Source organism: Streptomyces sp. NPDC000151 (genome assembly GCF_040301705.1).
GTDB lineage: Bacteria > Actinomycetota > Actinomycetes > Streptomycetales > Streptomycetaceae > Streptomyces.
Genome location: NZ_JBEPFC010000005.1, coordinates 51,687 through 70,581, shown reverse-complemented (window position 1 = coordinate 70,581; position 18,895 = coordinate 51,687). Strand labels below are relative to the sequence as shown.

Below are 18,895 nucleotides of genomic sequence, written 5' to 3'. Positions count from 1 at the left end.
GCATGCCCTGGTCGCCGCACGGACCGCTGAGGTTGCCGCCCTGTCGCGAGAAAGTCCGACTGGACACTGCTTCGACCGGTCGCTACCCGTGGGGTGTCTGCGGCGAGAGGGCAGGGGGCTGCTCCTGACCCTTCTTGTGGCTCGTCCGCCACGGGCCGTGGAAGAGCAGGGACGCGGGGATGAAGAGCGCCATACAGCAGACGGCGATCAGCAGCCAGTTGCGCCAGCCGCTGGTCTCGACGACATGGGGCACGGCTACGAGCACCACGATGGCCATGGCCTTGGTCAGGAAGCTGAACACGCCCCACGCGGTGCCTTGCAGCCGCGGATCGACGTCCTCGGCGTTCTCGGAGAAGTTCGCCATCCACGGCCCGTAGGCGCACCCCATGGCGCCCCCAATGAGCGCGCCGGTGACGGCGATGTGCAGATGCGAGACGTCGGTGCGGCCCATGAGGCTCGCCAGGTATCCGGTGAGGAGTACCGCCGCGACCGTGCCGCCGGCGCACAGCGGCTTGCGCAGCTGCAGCCGGTCGGATACCCGCCCTGCGATCACCAGGGTGAGGATGTTCAGTACCCAGAACGCAGCCATGACCTCGGATGCGGTCGCGACCTCGAGGTGGAAGCTGTGCGCGAGCATGGTCTGTCCGTACAGGACGAGTGTGACGTACAGCGTCAGCCATGCGGATATGCCCACCACGTGGGCCCAGATCGCGCGGTGTGCGAACAGGTCGCGGACGCGCGGCGGCTCGTCACGGGTGGTGGGAACCACTGCCTCCTGCTCGGACTGCTGGATTCGGGCCCGCAGTTCGGGCGACAGGTCCGCGATGTTGAACGCGATCACAACGGAGAGGATGAGCGAGACGACGCCCATGATGAGGAACTGCGAGCGCCAGGAGTTGTCGAAGAGCGGCAGGGTGGCGCCGGCGACCGTCGCGGAGAGGAAGCTCGCCCCCACCGGCCCCCAGGTCCAGAAGCCGAATGCCTGCGCCCGGCCCATCCGCGGTGAGAAGTCCCGCACCAGCGGCGCCGTACCCGCCATCGCCATGCCGTCGACGACGGACAACGCCGCGCGCACGGCGAGGAGTTGACCCGCCGAGTGCACCGTGGTCATCAGGAAGCAGCAGACCGCGGTGAGCATCAGCAACGGCACGATCAGCTTGACCCGGCCCACCGTGTCGGTGAGCCGCCCGCCGATCGCGGACGCGACGGCACCGGCGACAAGTGCCGTGGCGGAGACGGTGCCGTAGGTGCCCAGTGAAATGTTCAGGTCGTCGAGGAGGAGCGGCACCACCGGGGCGATCTGTGCCTCGTAGGAGCCGATGAGGACGGCGAGTACCGCCATGGCGAGGATGCGGATCCGGCGTCTGCCGGTGGGGTACTCGTCGAGTACTCGCGCATAGGAGAGCTTCATTGCTCTTCCTGCCCTTTCCGTTTCGGGAAACCCCCGAGCACAGCCCGGGGGTGAGAGCGCTGTGCGGCGGTACGGGTGGGGCAGGCGGTTCAGGCCCAGGTGATGAGCGCGTCCAGCGCCTCGACCCGGGAGCCCTTCACCAGCAGCGGGTTGACCTCAAGGGACTCCATGCGCGACCCGAGGGAGCACGCCACCTCGCCTATCCTCGTGATCACATCAGCAAGCATGTCGAGGTCGGCCGGCTCGGTGCCGCGGGCGCCGCCGAGCAGCCTGGCGCCGCGCAACTCGCCCAGGGCGGTGCGTACTTCATCCGGGGTGACGGGCAGCAGCCGCAGTGCCGTGTCGGCGAGGGCCTCCACCCAGATGCCACCGAGCCCGACGGCGAGGGTGAGCCCCCAGGCCGGGTCGCGGACCACGCCGACGAGGAGCTCGGTCCCGCCCGTCCGCTGCGGCTGGACGAGAACGGCCTGGTCGGCCTCGTACCCGTTGTGCCGCAGGGCGTCGCGTACGTCCCGGAAGGCACTGCGTACCGCGTCGGGCCCGTCAAGGCCCAGCCGGACGCCGCCGATGTCGCTCTTGTGCTGGAGGCCGTCGGCCGCCGCTTTGAGGACGACGGGGTAGCCCAGGCGCTCGGCGGCGGCGACCGCCTCGTCCTCGTCGGCGGTGCGCGTGGCGGGGACGACGGGCACACCGTGGTCGGCGAGGACCTGCGCGGCCCTGTGCTCCGCCCACGTCTCCCCGGGCTGTCCGGGGATGACATGCGCGGAGACGGGCGCCGGCGGCTCTTCGCGGAGCACGTCGGGCAGCGACCGGGACCAGCGCACGGCCGCGCCCAGTGCCTTCATGGCGTGGTCGATCCCGCCGGCGATGTACGGGAAGCCGGTCTCCTCCTGCAGGCGGCGGCCGGTCTCGGTGATGTCGGTGAGGACGTTGCCGCTGACCACGACCGGCTTGTCGGTCTTCCGGATGGACTCGGCGAAGGCCCCGAGGTACGCGCGGGCCGCCTCGGGGTCGGCCGGCGGAACGCGCGGCAGGTCGACGAGCGCGAGCACCGCGTCGATGCCGGGATCGGCGGCGACGGTTCCCAGCGCGCGTGCGAGGAGGGTGCGGTCCACCAGTACGTACCCGGTCACGTCGAGGGGATTCTGCACGGTGGCGAACTCCGGCACCGCCTCCTTGAGCCGGGCCGTGGTCCCGGGCGCGAAAGACGGGATCTCCAGCCCTTCCTGCTCGGCGCGGTCGGCGATGATCTCGCAGGCGCCGCCGGACGGGGTGACCACTCCGATGCGCGGCCCCGGCAGCGGGCCGGTCCGGGCGAGCAGCCCGGCGGTGAGGATCAGCTCCTCCAGGGAGTGCACGCGGAGGACGCCGAGCCGCCGGAAGGCGGCGTCGACGACGCGGTCGTCGCCGACGAGCGCACCGGTGTGGGCCTGGGCCGTACGCGAGGCGAGCCGGCTGGCACCGATCTTCAGGGCGACGATCGGCTTGCCCGCGCGGGCCGCGCGGCGGGCCACCCGGGCGAACTCCTTGGGGTGGCGCACCGTTTCGAGGAAGAGGGCGATGACCTCGGTCGCGGGGTCGTCGACCAGGTGGTCGACGACGTCGGTGACGCTGAGCGACATCTCGTTGCCCATCGAGGTGAGCAGGCTCAGGCCGACGTTGCGGGCGTGCATGAAGTTGAGTACGGCGCTGGCGAGCGCACCGCTCTGCAGCACCACGCCGACCGGCCCGGCCGGCGGCGGCTGGGTGATGGCCAGGCCGTACGGGGTGATGCCGGCAGCGGCGTTGACGTAGCCGTTGCCGTTCGGCCCCAGTACGTGCAGGCCCTTCTCCCAGACGAAGGCGTGGAGTTCTTCCTCGCGTCGGCGCCCCTCAGCGCCGGTCTCGCCGAACCCGGCGGTGAGCACGACATAGTTGCGGATGCCGAGTTCGGCGCCCTCGCGCAGCACGTCGAGTACGACCGGCGTCGGCACCATGACGTACGCCAGGTCGACCGGCTCACGGATATCGGTGAGGCTCTTGTGCGCCTTGCGGCCGTGCACCTCCGGCGAGCGGGGGTTGACCAGGTGGATGGGGCCGGAGAAGCCCTGGCTGAGCAGGTTCTGATATGTACTCAGCGACCAGCCCGATTTGTCGGTCGCGCCGACGAGCGCGATGGACGTCGGGGCGAACAGGCCCTGCAGCGAGGTGGGGCTGCCGGACTTCGCAGCGGCCATCAAAGCTCTACCTCCGCGCGGAAACAGGGGAGTTCGGGGGCGTCGGACGCGTCGCCGAGCCGCGTCACGTGCAGGCGTACCCGGTCACCGATTGCCACCGGCTCCTCGCCGACGATCCTGGACATCATGCGGACTCCCTCATCGAGGTCGATCAGAGCGATGGTGAACGGGACCTGCTCCGAGAAGGCCCCGAAGGCCCGGTGGACGACGGTCTTGGAGTAGACCGTCCCGGTGCCGGCCGCGACTACGGATTCGAGCCCCTCGCCGAAGCAGTGCGGGCAGACGGCCCGCGCGGGGAAGACGGCCCGCGTGCAGTCGCCGCACCGTTGCAGGCGCAGCTCGCCCAGGGCGACGCCCTCCCAGAACGGCCTGGACTCCGCGTCCATGACAAGGAGTGGCATGTCCCGCATATCCGGCATACTCCTCAGCTCCCCGAGAGGACGACGGTCGAGGTGGACGAGAGCACGCCCCCGGTGCCGTGGACGAGCGCGAGCTCCGCCCCTTCGACCTGGCGGCCGTGCTGGTCCCGGTAGTCGTGGCGCAGCTGCCGGGTGGCCTCGATGAGCAGGAAGATCCCGTACATGCCCGGGTGGGTGTACGACAGGCCGCCGCCGTTGGTGTTCATCGGCAGCTCCCCGCCGGGCGCCGTACTGCCGCCTTGGACGAACCGGCCGGCCTCGCCGGGCTTGCAGAACCCCAGCGACTCCAGGGTGAGCAGCACCGTGATGGTGAAGGAGTCGTAGATCGCCAGGAGGTCGATGTCCTGGTGCGTCACCCCGGCGCGCTCCAGCGCGAGCGGCCCGGTGCGGGCGGCCCCGGTGACGGTGAGGTCCGGCATCCGGGAGATCGACGCGTGGGTGGTGGTCTCGGCATGGCCGCGGACGACGACGGGGCGGGTGGCCACGTCCGCCCAGCGGTCCTCCGCGGCGACCACGACCGCGCCGCCGCCGTCGGTGACGAGGCAGCAGTCCAGCTTGTGCAGCGGCTCCGCGATCAGCGGCGAGGCAAGGACGTCGTCCACGGTGATCGGGTCGCGGTAGTACGCGCGCGGGTTGAGGGCCGCCCACCTCCGCGCGCTCACCGCCACCTCGGCCAGCTCCTCGCCCGTCACGCCGTACTCGTGCATGTAGCGCGCGGCGGCCAGCGCGTATGCGCCCACGGGCTGCGGCAGGCCGAACGGCTGCTCGTACTGCTCGGTCAGCGTCGCGGGCCGCGGACGGCCGCGCGCGCGGTCGCTGCGCTGAGTGCTGCCGTAGGTGATCAGTGCGACGTCGATGAGCCCGGCCTCGATCGCCGCCGTCGCGTGGCCGAGGTGGGCCTCGAAGGAGGAGCCGCCGATATTGGTGCCGTCGAGGTGGTCGGGCCGCATACCGAGGTACTCGGCGAGCGTCAGGGCCGGGGCCCAGGACCAGTTGCCCGCCGTGAACAGCCCGTCCACGTCGCCGGGCGACAGGCCCGCCTCGGCGAGCGCGGCTCTGCTCGCCAGGGCTTGCTGGGAGAGTACGGTCAGATGCGGCGTCTTGCCGAGGTCCGATTCGGCGACACCGACGATCGCCGCGCGGCGCCGGGGACTCATTCGCCGATTCCCCCCAGCCGTACGTGCCCCTTGAGGAGGTTGCGGGCGATCGTGCGCTTCTGGATCTCGTCGGTGCCCTCGAAGATCCGCAGCAGCCGCAGCTCGCGGTACCAGCGCTCGATGGGCAGCTCCTTGGTGTAGCCCATGCCGCCATGGATCTGCAGGACGCGGTCGACGACCTGATTGGCCATCACGGCGCCGTTGAGCTTGGCGATGGACGAGGCGTGCCGGGCGTCGAGGCCCTGCTGCACCCGCCAGGCGGCGTAGAGGGTGAGCCACTTCGCGGACTCGATCTCCACCTGGGAGTCGGCTATCTGCCACTGGATCGCCTGGTAGTCGGCGATGGGGCGGCCCATGGAGTGCCGGGTCCGGGCGTAGTCGACCGCCATCTGCAGCATCCGCTCGGCGGAGCCGATCGCCCGGGCCGGGATGAGATAGCGGCCCTGGCCGATCCACCGCATGGCGAGCTCGAACCCCTTGCCGGCCTCGCCGAGGATGTTGCGGTCAGGGACACGCACCTCGTCGAAGACGAGCGAGGCCGGGCCCCACTGCCCCATGGTCGGTATCGGCTCGGACGTCCAGCCCATGTCGCGGTCGACGAGGAAGCAGGTGACGCCGCCGTCGGCGCCCTTCTCCCGGTCGGTGACCGCGAACACCATCACGAAGTCGGCCTCGTTGCCACCGGTGATGAACGTCTTCTCGCCGGTGATCAGCCAGTCGTCTCCGTCGCGTACGGCGCGGGTGCGGATGTTGCGGGCGTCGGAACCGGCGCCGGGCTCGGTGATGGCGAAGCAGGAACGGCGGGCACCCTCGATGGTGGGCAGAAGATATCGCTCCTTCTGCTCGTCGTTGCAGGCGTAGAGGATGTTGTCGGCGCTGCCACCGAAGCTGAACGGGACGTAGGTCCGGCCGGTCTCCATGGCGATGATCGCCGACATCACCGCGCCGAGGTTCATTCCGCCGTACTCCTCCGGGGTGTTGACGCCCCAGAAGCCGGACTTGCGGGCCTTGGCCCGTAGTTCGGCGATGACCTCAGGGGCAACCCCCGGCTGCCCCGCCCGCTCCTTGCGCAGAACCTCCTGCTCCAGCGGCATCACCTCCTTGGTGATGAACGCCCTGACCGTGTCCCGGATCTGGCGCTCCTCATCGGAGAGCGAGAAGTCGACCATCGCTTGCCCCTTCCTGCCGTTGGGCACGTGAGCCCTGTCCCGGGCTCTGCGCACACGATTTCTAGAACCGAAATCTAGGAATGTGCTCAATGTGGAGGCGTCGGCGCAGGCGGTCAAGGGCCAGGAAAAACATCTGTCCTGGGCATGGCGCTCAAAGGTGGCAAGTTCTAAAATCCGATTCGGTTTGGCAGAGATTCAGGCACTCAGGCAAGCAGGGGACGATCCGATGCCGCGCAAGGCAGAGCAGACTCCGGCCAAGGAGGGCGGCGCATGGCAGTGGGGACGCACGGCGCAGACGCGCAGAGTGCTTCTCGACGCCGCCCGTGAAATCTTCTGCGAACAGGGCTTCACCGAAGCGAGCGTCGCGGCTGTGGTGCGCCGCGCCGGCTCCAGCGTCGGCAGCCTCTACCACCACTTCGGTGGCAAGGCCGAGCTGTTCGTGGCGGTCTGGGAGGACTACGAGAGCACCCGCGAACGCAACGCCGCCGATGCCGTGGCGCGGGCCCGCGAAGCCGGGGAGTCGGATCCGCTGGAGCTCTTCCTCGTCGGCACCCGGTCGTTCCTGGAGGACTGCTGGCGCCGGCGCGACCTCGTCCGGCTGTGGATGGACGGCGACGCGCCTCCCGCCTTCACACTGATGCGCCGTGCGCGCGGCCGTGAGTGGATCCGGCAGAACGCCATTCTGCTCAAGGCGGGCGACGCCCCCGCCGACCGGCTCGTCGTCAGCCTGATGACGACGATCACCGGCGAGGCCGGCCGGGAGATCGCGGCCTGTTCGCGCAAGCGCGACGCCGACGCGCTGGCCGACACGACCATCGCCCTCATCCGCAGACTCGATCCGCTCTCCATCCGCTGAACGCCGCGGCGAGCACGGCAGGCCCGCGCAACTGAACGCCGCCGGCGAGCACGGCACGGCCCGCACGACCTCCGCACGAGCCGAAGGGAACATCCGTGGCGCAGACCGAAGAAGGGTCGGCGTACTTCGCACCCGACCCCCGCCACCCCGACACCCTCGTCCCCGCACCGCACGCCCGGGGCTGGTGGGCACCGGGCACCGTGCACAGCCGTCTCCTCGGCGGCCTCGCCGCCCGGGCCCTCGAACGGGAACACGCCGACGAGGGACTCCACTTCGCCCGGCTCACCGTCGACATGTTCCGCGCCGCTCCGCAGGCCCCTGTCCGGGTCGAGACGAAGCGGATACGCGAGGGTCGGCGCATCCGGATCGCGGACGCGGTCGTGCACGCCGACGGCGTCCCAGTCGTCCAGGTACGCGCCGTACTGCTGCGCACCAGCGCCCCGCCGCCCGGCCACGTACCGTCGACCGGCTCGTGGGACGCGCCCCCGCCGGACGAACTGCCCTTCACGGACGGGAAGAAGCGCGGCTTCTGGCGGTTCGACGAGGAGTTGCGACCCGTGCGGGAGTGGCAGGGCGCCGGGCGACGCCGCGCCTGGACCCGCGAGCGCCATCCCCTCGTGGCCGGGGAAGCGCTGTCGCCACTCGTACGGGCCGTACTCGCCGGCGACACCGCGAGCCCGCTGGCCCACGCGAGCGACGAGGGGCTTCGTTACATCAACGCCGACTACACCCTGTGCCTGAGCCGACTGCCACTCAGCGACGAGATCGGCCTGGAGGCCGGCGCCCACACCGCGGACGAGGGCATCGCCGTCGGCCACTGCACCCTGTACGACACGGCCGGCCCCATCGGTTACTGCGTCACAACGGCGCTGGCCAACCCGGCACCGGCTGGGTGACTGCTTGCGGTGGCGGCAACGACCCATGGGCCTCCTACGACCGCAACGTCTCCGAAGGCGATTCCCCGAACTGTTGGCGGTACGCGAGCGAGAAGCGACCCGGGTGGAAGAAGCCCCAGCGGGATGCGACGGTGGTGACGGTCGTGGCGCCCGGGTCGGAGGCCAGGAGTTCGTTGCGTACGCGGTCCAGGCGGACCTCGCGCAGGTAGGCGAGCGGTGTGGTGTCGAGGTGCCGGCGGAAGCCCTCCTGGAGGGCCCGTACGCCGACACCGACGCATTCCGCGATCTCCGCGACGGTGAGCGGCTCGGCGGCGTGCCCCTCGATGACCTCCATGGCGCGGCGGACCGTGGGCGGTGCGACGCGTGGCTGCTCGCCGAGCAGTGCCGGCGTGTAATTGTTGGGCTGGGCCATCAACAACTGGGTCATGAGGAGCGATTCGAGCTGTTTGGTCACGATGGGTTGGCTCGTCATGCCGTCAGGCCCCTCCGCCTCCCGGCGCATGAGGTCGACGATGTTGAGCCAGGAGCGGGAGCTCGGTGTGGTGAGGTTCATGCCGAGCGAGAAGAGGATCGGGCGGCGCACGGTGCGGCCGAGCAGACTTCCCAGGTGCGACTCCAGGGACGATCGGTCGAACCACACGATCAGCTGCGGATTGCCGCCACCCCAGCGCATATCCACCTTTCCGGTCGGAGAGGGGACGGAAGCGAGTTCGGGGGTGGAAATGATCTGCTCGCGGCCGCAGGTGACTTCGGCGTAACCGGCGAGCGGTATCTGCACGAGGAAGAAGCTCTCGAGGTCGCCCGGTGTGATCCGGACTTCCGTTCCGTAATCGAGGTAGTACAGACCTGTCTGATCGAAGGGCGCGCCGTGCAGCCGGGCGTCGAGCGTCGCCGAGCGCTGGGTGATGCGCAGCTCATGCGGACAGAAGGCGCGGCCGACCTCGGCCCGCGCCTCCCAAATGTCCGCCGTATGGAACTGCTGGTGGTTTGCGAGGGGGAGCTCTTCAGTGGGCATGTAAACCTCCACCGCCGAGGTGCGCGATCGGGACAGCGACCCGCGTGATCCGGATAGTGCAGATGATCATGGCATACCAAGGTTGACCCCGACCGCCGCGGACCCAAGAAGAAGCCAGGGAATCAACGATGCAGAGAGTGCCGGGCCGGACTCCGCTCGTCACGGGCGGAGCCGGGCCCATCGGACAGCCCGTCGCATGCGTACTGCGCGTGCTGCGCGCGGCCGGGCCCCTTTAGCCGGCCGGGTGCCCCCAGGACCCATCCCCCGGTCGTATGGGTGCCCCGGCTTCCCGCGGCTGCCCGCCGGCCCCCCCCTCCGGCGGGCAGCCGCATTCCCCACAACCGAACCCCCACTCGTCGACGCCGCCACGTCACCGAAACGTGCACCAGCGCACGGCACTGCACGCGCCGCACGGCACTGCACACGTCGCACAGCACCGCACACGTCGCACGGCGCCGCTCAAATCCGCACAACCCGAATCCCCGGAGGTCCCCCCTCATGCGCAAGATCACCATCGTCGGAGCCGGCCAGGCCGGCCTCCAGCTCGGTATCGGCCTCCTCGGCCACGGTTACGACGTCACCATTGTGTCCAACCGCACCGGGGACCAGATCCGCGAGGGCCGGGTCATGTCCAGCCAGGCCATGTTCGGCACCGCGCTGGCCCACGAGCGCGACCTCGGCCTGGACTTCTGGGGCAACGCCTGCCCGCCGATCGCCGGGCTCGGCGTGAACATCGCCGACGGCCAGGGCGGCCGGGCGCTCTCCTTCGATGCCCGCCTCGATGCCACCGCCCGCTCGGTCGACCAGCGCGTCAAAATGCCGATCTGGCTGGGTGAGTTCGCGCGCCGCGGCGGCCGTCTGGACATCCGGGAGGCCGGCGTCGAGGACCTGGAGCGCTACGCCGCCGAGTCCGACCTGGTGATCGTCGCGGCCGGCAAGGGCGAGATCGCCGGGCTGTTCGAGCGGGACGCCGAGCGTTCCCCGTACGACGCTCCGCAGCGCGCACTGGCCCTGGCGTACGTCACCGGCATGGCGCCGCTGCCCGATCGCCTCGGTGTCAGCTTCAACGTCATCCCCGGTGCGGGCGAGTACTTCACCATGCCCAGTCTCACCACCAGCGGCCCCTGCGACATCATGTTCTTCGAGGGCATCCCGGGTGGCCCGCTCGACTGCTTCGACGGGCTCACCCCCGACCAGCAGCTGGCGAAGTTCCAGGAGCTGCTGCGGACGTACGTCCCGTGGGAGGCCGAGCGCTGCACCGATGTCGCGCTCACCGACCAGCACGGGACTCTCGCGGGCCGCTTCGCGCCGACCGTCCGCAGGCCCGTCGCCACGCTGCCCTCGGGCGCGCAGGTACTCGGCCTCGCCGACGTCGTCGTCCTCAACGACCCGGTTACCGGCCAGGGTTCCAACAACGCCTCGAAGTGCGCGGCCTCCTACCTCGCCAGCATCCTGGACCACGGCGAGCGCCCGTACGACGCCGCGTTCATGGAGCTGGCCTTCGGCCGCTTCTGGGACAACGCGCAGTCCGCCACGACCTGGACCAACGCGATGCTCGGCGCCCCGCCGCAGCACGTCCTGGAGCTCTTCGGCGCGGCGAGCGCCAACCCCCGTATCGCCGCCCGCTTCGTCAACGGCTTCGACGACCCGCGCGACTTCTTCAACTGGTTCATGGACCCGGCCGCCGCGAAGAACTACCTGACTGCGGTCGGCGTCTGAGGAGCCATCAGCAGCACGCGGGGTGCTGCCGGCCTGACGGCCCGGCCTCACTTCAGGTGCCGGGTGAAGAACCGGGCCGCGTCGTCCACCTCGAACTGCGGGGTGCCGGCGTGCCCGCCCAGATTGGCGTGCAGCGTCTTCTCCTTGGTGCCGAAGGCGTCGAACAGGTCCAGGACCGGCTGGCGTTCCATCCCTTCGTCGTCCCACTGCATCAGGAACTGCAGCGGAACGGTGATCTGCCGGGCCTCCTCGCGCAGGGTGTCGGGCACGAAAGTCTGGCCGAAGAAGGCGGCGGCCGCGATGCGCGGTTCGACCACCGCCAGCCGGATGCCGATGGCGACCATCCCGTCGTACCCGACCGGGCCGCCGATCTCGGGCAGCGAAAGGAGGACGTCCAGGGTGGTCCGCCATTCCGGGACCGCCTTTTCGACCAGCGGGACGATGAAGGCGTTGAGGATCTCGTCGACCGGCTCGCCGGCCTGCATCGCCCGGCGGAGGCCGGCGCGGGACTGCTCGTCGGCGGCGGAACGGGGCCGGTCACCGCACCCGGGGGCGTCGATGGCGGCCACCGCGAAACCGTACTCCGCCGCGTAGTGCCGGGCCCGGGCCACCAGCCGGGGGAGCCGCTTGTGCAAGCTGCCGGGGTGGCCGATCAGGATCAGCGGGGCCGGGGCGGAGGATTCAGGCGTCCACACGACGCCGGGGATCTCGCCGAGGGTGAATTCGCGTTCGAGGACGCCGTCGTCGAGACGCTGTTCAGAAGTGAAGTGCATGGCCGTGCCTTTCGGGAGTGCGCTTGAACGGCGCTCCCGGACGACCTATCGCCCGACCGTGACCCCGGAGGGGAGCACCCACGTCGATACTGCGTTCACGGGTACCACCTCCTCGTTCTCTCGCACGGCCTCCGGGAGATTAACAGTGGTCGCCGTGGTTCACCAACGGATTTTTGCTGGGCCGGGAGCTACGAGCGGAGTCCGGCCGAGCGCGGTGCAGCCTTGCGTCGCCCTGCTGTTGTTATGACCAGGGGAGGACGAGGGCTCCCCAGGCGACGATGGGGCCGAGTGCGACGATGCCGCCGGTGTAGCCGATGATCTGGCGGTAGAAGCGGCGGGTGTCGATACCGCGGGCGTTGCTGAGGACGAGGGCGCCGTTGGTGGAGAACGGGGAGGTGTCGACGATCGTGGTGGACACCGCGAGGGCCGCGATGAGACCGGCGGCACTGAGGTGGCTGGAGAGCAGCAGCGGTACGGCGAGGGGGATGATCGCGGTGAGGATTGCGGTGGAGGAGGCGAAGGCCGAGGTGATGGCTACGGTGAAGCACAGCACCAGGGCCACGACGAGTGGGGCACCGAGGCCGGCGGCGTGGTGGGAGATGTCCTCGATGATTCCGGCCTTCTCCAGCATGGCGATGTACGTCATCATGCCCGCCACCAGCAACAGGGTGGACCAGCTGATGCCGTCCACGGCCTTCTCCTGCCGTTTCATGTCGACCAGGGACAGCAGGGCGCCGGCCACCAGGGCCAGGAAGCCGATCTCCAGCCGGAAGCCGAGCGCACCGACCACCAGCGCGAGCAGGCATGCGAGGGTGAGCCACTGACGCCAGTCGGGTCTGCCGGACGACGTGGTGGGGTTCTCGTCGTCAGCCGTCTCGTGTGCGGTGTCCGCCGGCGGGGCGGGGCGCTTGGCGAGGAACACGTAGGTGAGGAGAGACAGCACCAGGTTGATGACGAAGCTGGCGGCGAACAGTGTCACGGGTGAGACGTGCAGCGTGGTGTCGTCGACCAGGCCCAGTACGAGGGCGCCGGAGACGGCGAGGGGAGAGAAGGCCCCCGCGTGCCCGCCGCTGATCACCATCATGCCGGCCACCAGCGGGTTGATCTTGTAGCGGTAGGCGAAGTTCATGGCGATGGGAACGAGGATCGCCACGGCGGCCGGGGTGAAGGTGCCGAATGCCGTGAGCGTCGCTGCGACCAGGAACAGCACCCAGGGGATGAGCGCCACTTTGCCGCGTACCAGTCGTACTCCCGCGGCGACGAGCCAGTCGATGGTGCCGTTGCGGCGAGCGACGGAGAACAGGTAGGTGACCCCGACGATGGTGACGAAAAGGTCCACCGGGAAGCCCTTGAAGATCTCGTCCTCGGTGAGGCCGAGCGAGACGGTGCCGACGGCGAAGGTGGCGACGAAGGCGAGGATGCCCAGGTTGATCGGCAGAATGGTGCCGACCACGAACATGACCAGCAGCGCGCCTATGGAGATCACTTCAGTAGACATCATTGTCCTTGGTGCGGTGGGGACAGGATGGCGCGCCCCGAGGGCGCGAGGTTACCCCGGGGCGGAGGAGTACGAACAGGCCCCGGGTGCGGAAGCCGTTCCGGTTCAGGCTGCTTGCGGTCGTCCTGGTTCCGGTACGTAGATACGGGCATCGGCGAGCAGGCGTGCCGCCCGCTGTACGGTGACCCGGCCGGGCAGGCCGTCCTTCAGGTCCGAGCAGCGGACCGCGATCACGCCGGCGGGGGTGCCCAGGCGAAGCCACTCGCCGGTCGGGCCGCCCGCGGCCCGGGAGACCACGGAGTCCTCCAGCAGACTCGCGGCCGCGACCGCGACGGCGGAAGTCAGGCCGATCGCGGAGTGCGGGGCGTTCATGGTGAGCATGCGCACCGAGATGTCGTACTCCTGGGCGGCGATGCGTTCGCCGAGCGTTGTGGTGTACGGCACCGGCCGGCCGACCAGTCCCACCTTGGGGACCGCGTCGCCAGGTTCCTCGCCCGGGTTGAGCAGGCCCATCAGCGGTGCGGCGGCATGGCGGACGGTGCGCAGCCATGGTGCGTCCGCACGCATCCGCTCCAGGGTCTCGGAGCCGGTGCGTGCCGCACTGGTGGCATCGACGAGGACGACCGGTGCCCCGGCGTCCACCATGCTCACCAGAACCGGGTTCGCGGCACCGACCCGCAGCTCCTGCGCGGCCGACCCGGCGGGCAGCAGGGAGCCGGTGGTGCGGCCGGCCGGGTCGCGGAAGGTGAGCCCGACCGCGACCCCACCGGCCCGGGTGCCCGGTACGGTCTGCTCGCCGAAGTCGTGCGCCACACCACCGGTCGTGTCCACGAGCCCTTCGAGCACCGCGCCGGTGTTCAAATTGCGCATCACCACACGCGTCCGGTCCCCGGTGATCGGTACCAGGCCCTTCGCGACCGCATACAGGGCGACGCCGGTGGCGCAGTTGCCGCAGTTGCTCGTCCACTCCACCGACCCGGTGCCGATGCCGACTTGGGCGAAGAGGTAATCGATGTCCGTGCCGGGCTCGGGCGAGGCGCTGACGATCGCGGCCTTGGAGGTGGTGGGGGTGGCCCCGCCGACCCCGTCGAGTTCCACCGGGTCGGTGGCACCGTAGGCGGCGACCAGCAGTTTCTCCAGTTCGCCGAGCTCGGCGGGGACATGGACCTGGTGGAACAGCCAGCACTTACTGGTGCCGCCGCGGACCAGGGTCGCGGGAGTGTGCACGTCTGAGGCTCTTTCTCGATCAACGCGGGGAAAAAGGGCCGGAGAACGGTTGCGGGCGTGTTGCCAAACGGTGAACCGCTCCGGCGAATGCGAAGACCTTCGCAGAGGTGTGACTTGGGCACAATGGCAGTCAACTTCACTCAGGTTTAGCTGAGCTAAAGTCAGTGCCATGTTGAACGTGCGCCATCTCCTCCTGCTCACCGAGGCTGCCGAACGCGGCTCTCTCACCGCCGCGGCGGAGGCGATGGGCATGACCACCTCCGCGGCCTCCCAGCAGATGTCCCTGCTGGAGCGGGCGGCCGGGCAGCCACTGATAGAGCGGCTGTCCCGTGGTATCCGTCCCACCCCGGCCGGCGCCGCACTGGCCGAACGCGGGCAGGCCATCCGCCGCGAGCTGCGCGCCGCCCAGGCCGATCTGGAATCGTTCGCCGACCTCGACCAGGGCACACTGCGGCTCGGTTCGTTCCCCACCGCGAGTGCTTCGCTCCTGCCGCTCGCACTCACCCGTTTCCGCCGCAGTCATTCCGGGGTCCGCATCGAGGTGCGCGCGGGGGTCCTGGCCGAGCTGTGCGAGATGCTGCACACCGGCGAGGTGGAGCAGGCGCTGCTGTGGGACTACGGCTGGAACCGCATCGAAGACCCGGCGCTGGCCCTCACCCATCTGCTCGACGACCCCACGGTGCTGGTCGTCCCGGCGGACTCACCCCTGCGCGCCCATCCTTCCGTGCGCCTGAGCGACCTCGCCGACCAGGAATGGATCATCCGAGCCGACAACCACCCTGTCGCCGACGTACTGCGCCGCAGTTGCCGCCAGGCCGGGTTCGAGCCGCGCATCGCCTACGCTTCGCACGACTACCAAGAGGCTCAGGCCATGGTGGCCGCCGGGCTCGGCATCGCGCTCGCGCCCCGGCTCGCCCTCACCAGCCGCCGCAGCGACGTCCGCCTGCTGCCCTTCGCGTCCGACGTGCCGGCGCCCACGCGCCGCATCCTGCTCGCTCACGCCCAGGCCAGGCCCATCACTCCGCCCGCCCAGGCGATGGTCCGCGTCCTGCGTGTCGTGGCGCAGCGGTTCGCCTCCTCGGGCCTGCACCGCGCGCAGCTCGGAGCGGTCCGCCGGGGCTGAAGGGGTCCACACCGCGGTCGTGGTAACTGCGGACGACGAGGTCGGCTTCGTCAGGGATCAGCCGGCCCTTGTGCTCTCCCTTGCGGCCCAGCCGTAGGCGATGCGGCTCTGGGCAATGCCGTTCTGCGTCTCCGATCATTGCCCTCGCGCTGACGCCCCTCCGCCTGACCTTCGGCAGCGTGAGGCTCATGCGGCGCCCGTTTCGGCAATCGCCTGGGGCCTCTGTCACGGCGGAGACCGGCGAGCAGCCGAAGGTGTCGGTACGCACGGCCACCCCGGCCGGCTCAGGCGTTCCCGGACCACCTCCTACTCCTACGAACGGTGGCCGAAGAGACGGGCGCCACGCTCTGAGCGGTGCCCGCTCAGTCCTGGTGCGGCATGCGTGCTCCGACCCGGGCGGCGGTCTCGCGCAGCCAGATGTGGGCAGCGTCATGGGTGTGAACGGGGTGCCACCACAGTGCTTCCCGCAGGGGTACGGCTTCGTAGGGCGGCTCCACCACCCGGACGGCGGCGACCGAGGCGAGCAGGCAGGCCAGGCGGGCCTGGACCATGGCGATCCGCCGGGTGCCGGCGACGAGGAGGGGCAGCAGCTGGAAGCTGTCGACGGAGACCTCGACGCGTGGTTCGATGCCGAGCATGCCGAGCTGGCGGACCGCGGGTGCGTCATACGTCCGCTGGTATGTCACCCAGGGCAGCCGGGCCAGGTCCTGCTGGGTGAGCCGGTCGTCGATGCTCGGGTGGTCCGTCGCCACCAGGAACACCCAGCGATCGTCGTAGAGGTCGGTGACGGGGAAGTCGCTGATGACGCCGTGCGGCATGAACAGGCCGTCGGTGGCACTCAGCAGTGTGGCGGTGTCGTCCACCACGGCCGGCGGGGTCTGGGTGAAGCGCAGCCGGATGCCGGGGGCCTCCTCGTGCACCACACGGGCCAGCTCGGTGCCGAAGACCGCCACGGCGTAGTCGGACGCCACCAGCTTGAACTCGCGGCTTTCCTTTGCCGGGTCGAAGTCGGCCTGGCTGGCGAAGAGGCGTTCGAGCACGTCGTAGGCGGTGGACGTGCGGTCCAGAAGGACCTGACCGAGGGCCGTGAGCTCGTAGTGACCGCCGACCCGGGCCAGCAGGTCGTCGTCGAAGTGGCGACGCAGCCGGGCCAGGGCGGCACTCATGGCGGGCTGGCTGAGGCCGACGCGCTGCCCGGCGTACGTAACGTTGCGCTCCTCCAGCAGGGCGCGGAGCGCGACGACGAGGTTGAGGTCGAGGCGGGCCAGGTTCACGGGACTCCTCTTGCAGTACGGCGCAGATCCAGTATCAGTACGGCGCAAGCCCAGTTTCGGTACGGCGCACATCCAGGTGCTATTCGCGGGGTGGATGACTCTCATCCATGGAATCAATTTCCATGATCGCGGACGCGGAGTCCAGAGTAGTCACACCGCAAGCAGGAGGACATGTCCGTGAAACCTGAACCCACGTCCGCGCTCTTCGCCGGACCCTTCGCCCTCGCGACTCTCTCGGCCCCGGACGGGCCTGCCTTCCCCGCCCTCGTCACGCCCGACAGCCAGGCTCTCGATCTCCGGGCCGCCTTCGGCGACGACCGGCTGACCGTCCGCGGCCTGCTGGACCACTGGGAGACGACCCTGCCCCGGCTGCGCATGCTGGCGGCCGACGCCGGCCTCGGCCGCACGCCGCTCACGGAACTTCGCGTGCACGCACCGGTCCAGCCCCGCCAGGTATTCCAGTCGGGCGCCAACTACCGCCAGCACGTCATCGACCTGCATGTGGCCCACCGCGCCCCCGGCGACGACCGGCCCGAGGAGGAGCGGCGCGCCGAGGCCGCCGAGATCATGGACCGGCGGGCGGCCGAGGATCTGCCCTACGTGTTCATCGGGCTGCCGAGCGCGATCACGGGTCCGTACGACGACGTGACCCTGCCCGCCTGGGCCGAAAAGCCGGACTGGGAGCTGGAGTTGGCGGTGGTGATCGGCCGGACCGCCCATCGGATATCGGCGGAGGAGGCTCCGGAGTACATCGCCGGATACACGATCGCCAACGACCTCACCGACCGGGCGACCGTCTTCCGCCGGGACATGCCGCAGATCGGCACCGACTGGCTGCGCAGCAAGAACGCGCCGGGCTTCACCCCGCTCGGCCCCTGGATCGTGCCCACCGAGTCCATCCCGAACCCCGATGACCTGCACCTCACGCTCAAGCTCAACGGCGAGACCATGCAGGACGAGTCCACCAAGGACATGATCTTCAAGGCCGCGCGCATGGTGTCGTACGCCTCGCAGACAGCCCAACTGCTGCCCGGTGACCTGGTGTTGACCGGAAGCCCCGCGGGCAACGGCATGCACTGGGGGCGCCTGCTGCGCGACGGCGACGTCATGGACGGGTCGATCACCGGGCTCGGTGCGCAGCGCACTCGCTGTGTGGCGGAGGCGGCGTCGTGACCGCCCTGGACCGCACCGACCCGGAAGGCTCGATCGCCCGGGCCGCCAAGGCGTACTCCAACTGGGGCCGTTGGGGCGAGGGCGACGTTCTGGGCACTCTGAACTTCCTCGACGAGGCCAAGCGCAGGGAGGGGGCCGCGCTCGTACGACGAGGCGTCAGCTTCTCCCTCTCCCAGCGGTTCGACATGGACGGTCCGCAGCAGGGCTGGCGGCGGCGCACCAATCCGGTGCACACCATGCTGGACACCGGTACGGACGCCGCACTCGGCAACCAGGGCTTCCCGCACGGCCTCGGTGGCGCCGACGACGTGATCGCCATGCCGTTGCAGTGCTCGACGCAGTGGGACGGGCTCGGGCACATCTTCGACCACGGCAGGGCCTGGAACGGACGGTCCGCCGAGAAGGTCGTCACCTCCGAAGGCGACCTGGTCACCGGCATCGAGCACATGGCCCCGCACGTCGCCGGGCGCGGGGTGCTGCTGGATGTCGGCCGGATCGTGGGGGAGAACGGCGAACTCCCCGACGCGTTCGCCATCACCGAGGAACACCTGGCCGCGACGATCGAGGCGCACGGCGTGCGCATCGGACGCGGGGACATCGTCGTGGTCCGCACCGGGCAGCTGACGCGCGCCCGGCGCGAGGGCTGGGGCGATTACGCGGGCGGCCCCGCGCCCGGACTCTCCTTCACCTCGGCCGGATGGCTGCACCGCACCGAGATCGCCGCGATCGCCACCGACACCTGGGGCTTCGAAGTGCGGCCCAACGAGTTCGAGCACGCCTTCCAGCCCCTGCACCAGGTCGCCATCCCCAACATGGGCCTGCTCATCGGCGAGATGTGGGACCTCGACGCACTCGCCGCCGACTGCGCGGCCGACGGCAGGTACGAGTTCTGGCTCACCGCCGCGCCCCTCCCCATCACCGGTGCCGTCGGCTCTCCCGTCAATCCGATCGCCGTCAAGTAGCCCGAGG

The 18,895-nt window shown here is 70.1% G+C and carries 16 protein-coding genes; 6 read left to right on the top strand and 10 right to left on the bottom strand.

Going from position 1 to position 18,895, the window contains the following annotated elements; all coding sequences use genetic code 11:
• Positions 1-82: 82 nt before the first annotated feature.
• The 5 genes from ABT381_RS03190 to ABT381_RS03170 form a co-directional block, all read right to left on the bottom strand.
• The gene (locus tag ABT381_RS03190; RefSeq protein WP_351587027.1) at positions 83-1,411 is read right to left on the bottom strand and encodes an MFS transporter; all 1,329 of its coding nucleotides are present in this window, start codon (positions 1,409-1,411) and stop codon (positions 83-85) included.
• A gap of 89 nt (positions 1,412-1,500) precedes the next feature.
• Entirely contained in the window at positions 1,501-3,627 is a 2,127-nt protein-coding gene (locus ABT381_RS03185; RefSeq protein ID WP_351587025.1) for an acetate--CoA ligase family protein, read from the bottom strand.
• Positions 3,627-4,037 carry a Zn-ribbon domain-containing OB-fold protein gene (locus tag ABT381_RS03180; RefSeq protein WP_351587023.1) on the bottom strand — a complete coding sequence of 137 codons (411 nt, stop codon included), beginning with the start codon at positions 4,035-4,037 and terminating at the stop codon, positions 3,627-3,629. Before ABT381_RS03180 ends, ABT381_RS03185 begins: the two co-directional genes overlap by 1 nt.
• A gap of 14 nt (positions 4,038-4,051) precedes the next feature.
• A complete protein-coding gene (locus ABT381_RS03175) occupies positions 4,052-5,203 on the bottom strand; it encodes an acetyl-CoA acetyltransferase (protein WP_351587021.1) in 1,152 nt (383 codons plus the stop codon).
• Positions 5,200-6,372 (bottom strand): acyl-CoA dehydrogenase family protein, encoded by a 1,173-nt coding sequence (locus ABT381_RS03170; protein ID WP_351587019.1) that lies wholly within the window; start codon positions 6,370-6,372, stop codon positions 5,200-5,202. The genes ABT381_RS03175 and ABT381_RS03170 overlap by 4 nt, the downstream gene beginning before the upstream one ends.
• A gap of 82 nt (positions 6,373-6,454) precedes the next feature.
• Here ABT381_RS03170 and ABT381_RS03165 point away from each other — a divergent pair, with 82 nt between their 5' ends.
• Complete coding sequence (locus ABT381_RS03165) at positions 6,455-7,228, top strand: TetR/AcrR family transcriptional regulator (RefSeq protein WP_351587017.1); 774 nt, start codon at positions 6,455-6,457, stop codon at positions 7,226-7,228.
• A 95-nt stretch (positions 7,229-7,323) separates the two neighbouring features.
• Positions 7,324-8,124, top strand: a complete 801-nt coding sequence (locus tag ABT381_RS03160; protein WP_351587015.1) for an acyl-CoA thioesterase domain-containing protein — start codon at positions 7,324-7,326, stop codon at positions 8,122-8,124.
• A gap of 34 nt (positions 8,125-8,158) precedes the next feature.
• Here the strand turns inward: ABT381_RS03160 and ABT381_RS03155 are convergent, their stop codons facing one another.
• The gene (locus tag ABT381_RS03155; protein ID WP_351587013.1) at positions 8,159-9,139 is read right to left on the bottom strand and encodes an AraC family transcriptional regulator; all 981 of its coding nucleotides are present in this window, start codon (positions 9,137-9,139) and stop codon (positions 8,159-8,161) included.
• A 498-nt stretch (positions 9,140-9,637) separates the two neighbouring features.
• On the opposite strand from ABT381_RS03155, the gene ABT381_RS03150 reads away from it, so the two are divergent.
• Positions 9,638-10,858, top strand: coding sequence for a styrene monooxygenase/indole monooxygenase family protein (locus ABT381_RS03150; RefSeq protein ID WP_351587011.1), 1,221 nt, complete (start codon positions 9,638-9,640; stop codon positions 10,856-10,858).
• A 47-nt stretch (positions 10,859-10,905) separates the two neighbouring features.
• Here the strand turns inward: ABT381_RS03150 and ABT381_RS03145 are convergent, their stop codons facing one another.
• The 3 genes from ABT381_RS03145 to ABT381_RS03135 all read right to left on the bottom strand — a co-directional run bounded on the left by ABT381_RS03145 (position 10,906) and on the right by ABT381_RS03135 (position 14,356).
• Complete coding sequence (locus ABT381_RS03145; protein ID WP_351587009.1) at positions 10,906-11,631, bottom strand: dienelactone hydrolase family protein; 726 nt, start codon at positions 11,629-11,631, stop codon at positions 10,906-10,908.
• Between the two features lie 241 nt (positions 11,632-11,872).
• A complete protein-coding gene (locus ABT381_RS03140) occupies positions 11,873-13,129 on the bottom strand; it encodes an SLC13 family permease (protein WP_351587007.1) in 1,257 nt (418 codons plus the stop codon).
• A gap of 105 nt (positions 13,130-13,234) precedes the next feature.
• A complete protein-coding gene (locus ABT381_RS03135) occupies positions 13,235-14,356 on the bottom strand; it encodes a PrpF domain-containing protein (protein WP_351587005.1) in 1,122 nt (373 codons plus the stop codon).
• Between the two features lie 169 nt (positions 14,357-14,525).
• Between ABT381_RS03135 and ABT381_RS03130 the strand changes: the two genes are divergently transcribed.
• On the top strand, positions 14,526-15,479 hold the full coding sequence (locus tag ABT381_RS03130) for a LysR family transcriptional regulator (RefSeq protein ID WP_351587003.1): 954 nt from the start codon (positions 14,526-14,528) through the stop codon (positions 15,477-15,479).
• 362 nt (positions 15,480-15,841) lie between these two features.
• On the opposite strand, the gene ABT381_RS03125 is transcribed toward ABT381_RS03130, so the two are convergent.
• Positions 15,842-16,753 (bottom strand): LysR family transcriptional regulator, encoded by a 912-nt coding sequence (locus ABT381_RS03125; RefSeq protein WP_351587001.1) that lies wholly within the window; start codon positions 16,751-16,753, stop codon positions 15,842-15,844.
• Positions 16,754-16,924: 171 nt separating this feature from the next.
• Here ABT381_RS03125 and ABT381_RS03120 point away from each other — a divergent pair, with 171 nt between their 5' ends.
• Positions 16,925-17,926, top strand: coding sequence for a fumarylacetoacetate hydrolase family protein (locus ABT381_RS03120; RefSeq protein ID WP_351586999.1), 1,002 nt, complete (start codon positions 16,925-16,927; stop codon positions 17,924-17,926).
• 5 nt (positions 17,927-17,931) lie between these two features.
• Positions 17,932-18,888, top strand: a complete 957-nt coding sequence (locus ABT381_RS03115; RefSeq protein WP_351587108.1) for a cyclase family protein — start codon at positions 17,932-17,934, stop codon at positions 18,886-18,888.
• The last annotated feature ends 7 nt before the right edge of the window (positions 18,889-18,895 follow it).

What these genes read in the sequence shown, in the direction of transcription:
- ABT381_RS03155 (WP_351587013.1), bottom strand. Translation starts at nt 9,139, where the DNA reads ATGCCCACTGAAGAGCTCCCCCTCGCAAACCACCAGCAGTTCCATACG.
- ABT381_RS03130 (WP_351587003.1), top strand. Translation starts at nt 14,526, where the DNA reads ATGTTGAACGTGCGCCATCTCCTCCTGCTCACCGAGGCTGCCGAACGC.
- ABT381_RS03150 (WP_351587011.1), top strand. Translation starts at nt 9,638, where the DNA reads ATGCGCAAGATCACCATCGTCGGAGCCGGCCAGGCCGGCCTCCAGCTC.
- ABT381_RS03190 (WP_351587027.1), bottom strand. Translation starts at nt 1,411, where the DNA reads ATGAAGCTCTCCTATGCGCGAGTACTCGACGAGTACCCCACCGGCAGA.
- ABT381_RS03175 (WP_351587021.1), bottom strand. Translation starts at nt 5,203, where the DNA reads ATGAGTCCCCGGCGCCGCGCGGCGATCGTCGGTGTCGCCGAATCGGAC.
- ABT381_RS03145 (WP_351587009.1), bottom strand. Translation starts at nt 11,631, where the DNA reads ATGCACTTCACTTCTGAACAGCGTCTCGACGACGGCGTCCTCGAACGC.
- ABT381_RS03120 (WP_351586999.1), top strand. Translation starts at nt 16,925, where the DNA reads ATGTCCGTGAAACCTGAACCCACGTCCGCGCTCTTCGCCGGACCCTTC.
- ABT381_RS03180 (WP_351587023.1), bottom strand. Translation starts at nt 4,037, where the DNA reads ATGCGGGACATGCCACTCCTTGTCATGGACGCGGAGTCCAGGCCGTTC.
- ABT381_RS03170 (WP_351587019.1), bottom strand. Translation starts at nt 6,372, where the DNA reads ATGGTCGACTTCTCGCTCTCCGATGAGGAGCGCCAGATCCGGGACACG.
- ABT381_RS03140 (WP_351587007.1), bottom strand. Translation starts at nt 13,129, where the DNA reads ATGTCTACTGAAGTGATCTCCATAGGCGCGCTGCTGGTCATGTTCGTG.
- ABT381_RS03185 (WP_351587025.1), bottom strand. Translation starts at nt 3,627, where the DNA reads ATGGCCGCTGCGAAGTCCGGCAGCCCCACCTCGCTGCAGGGCCTGTTC.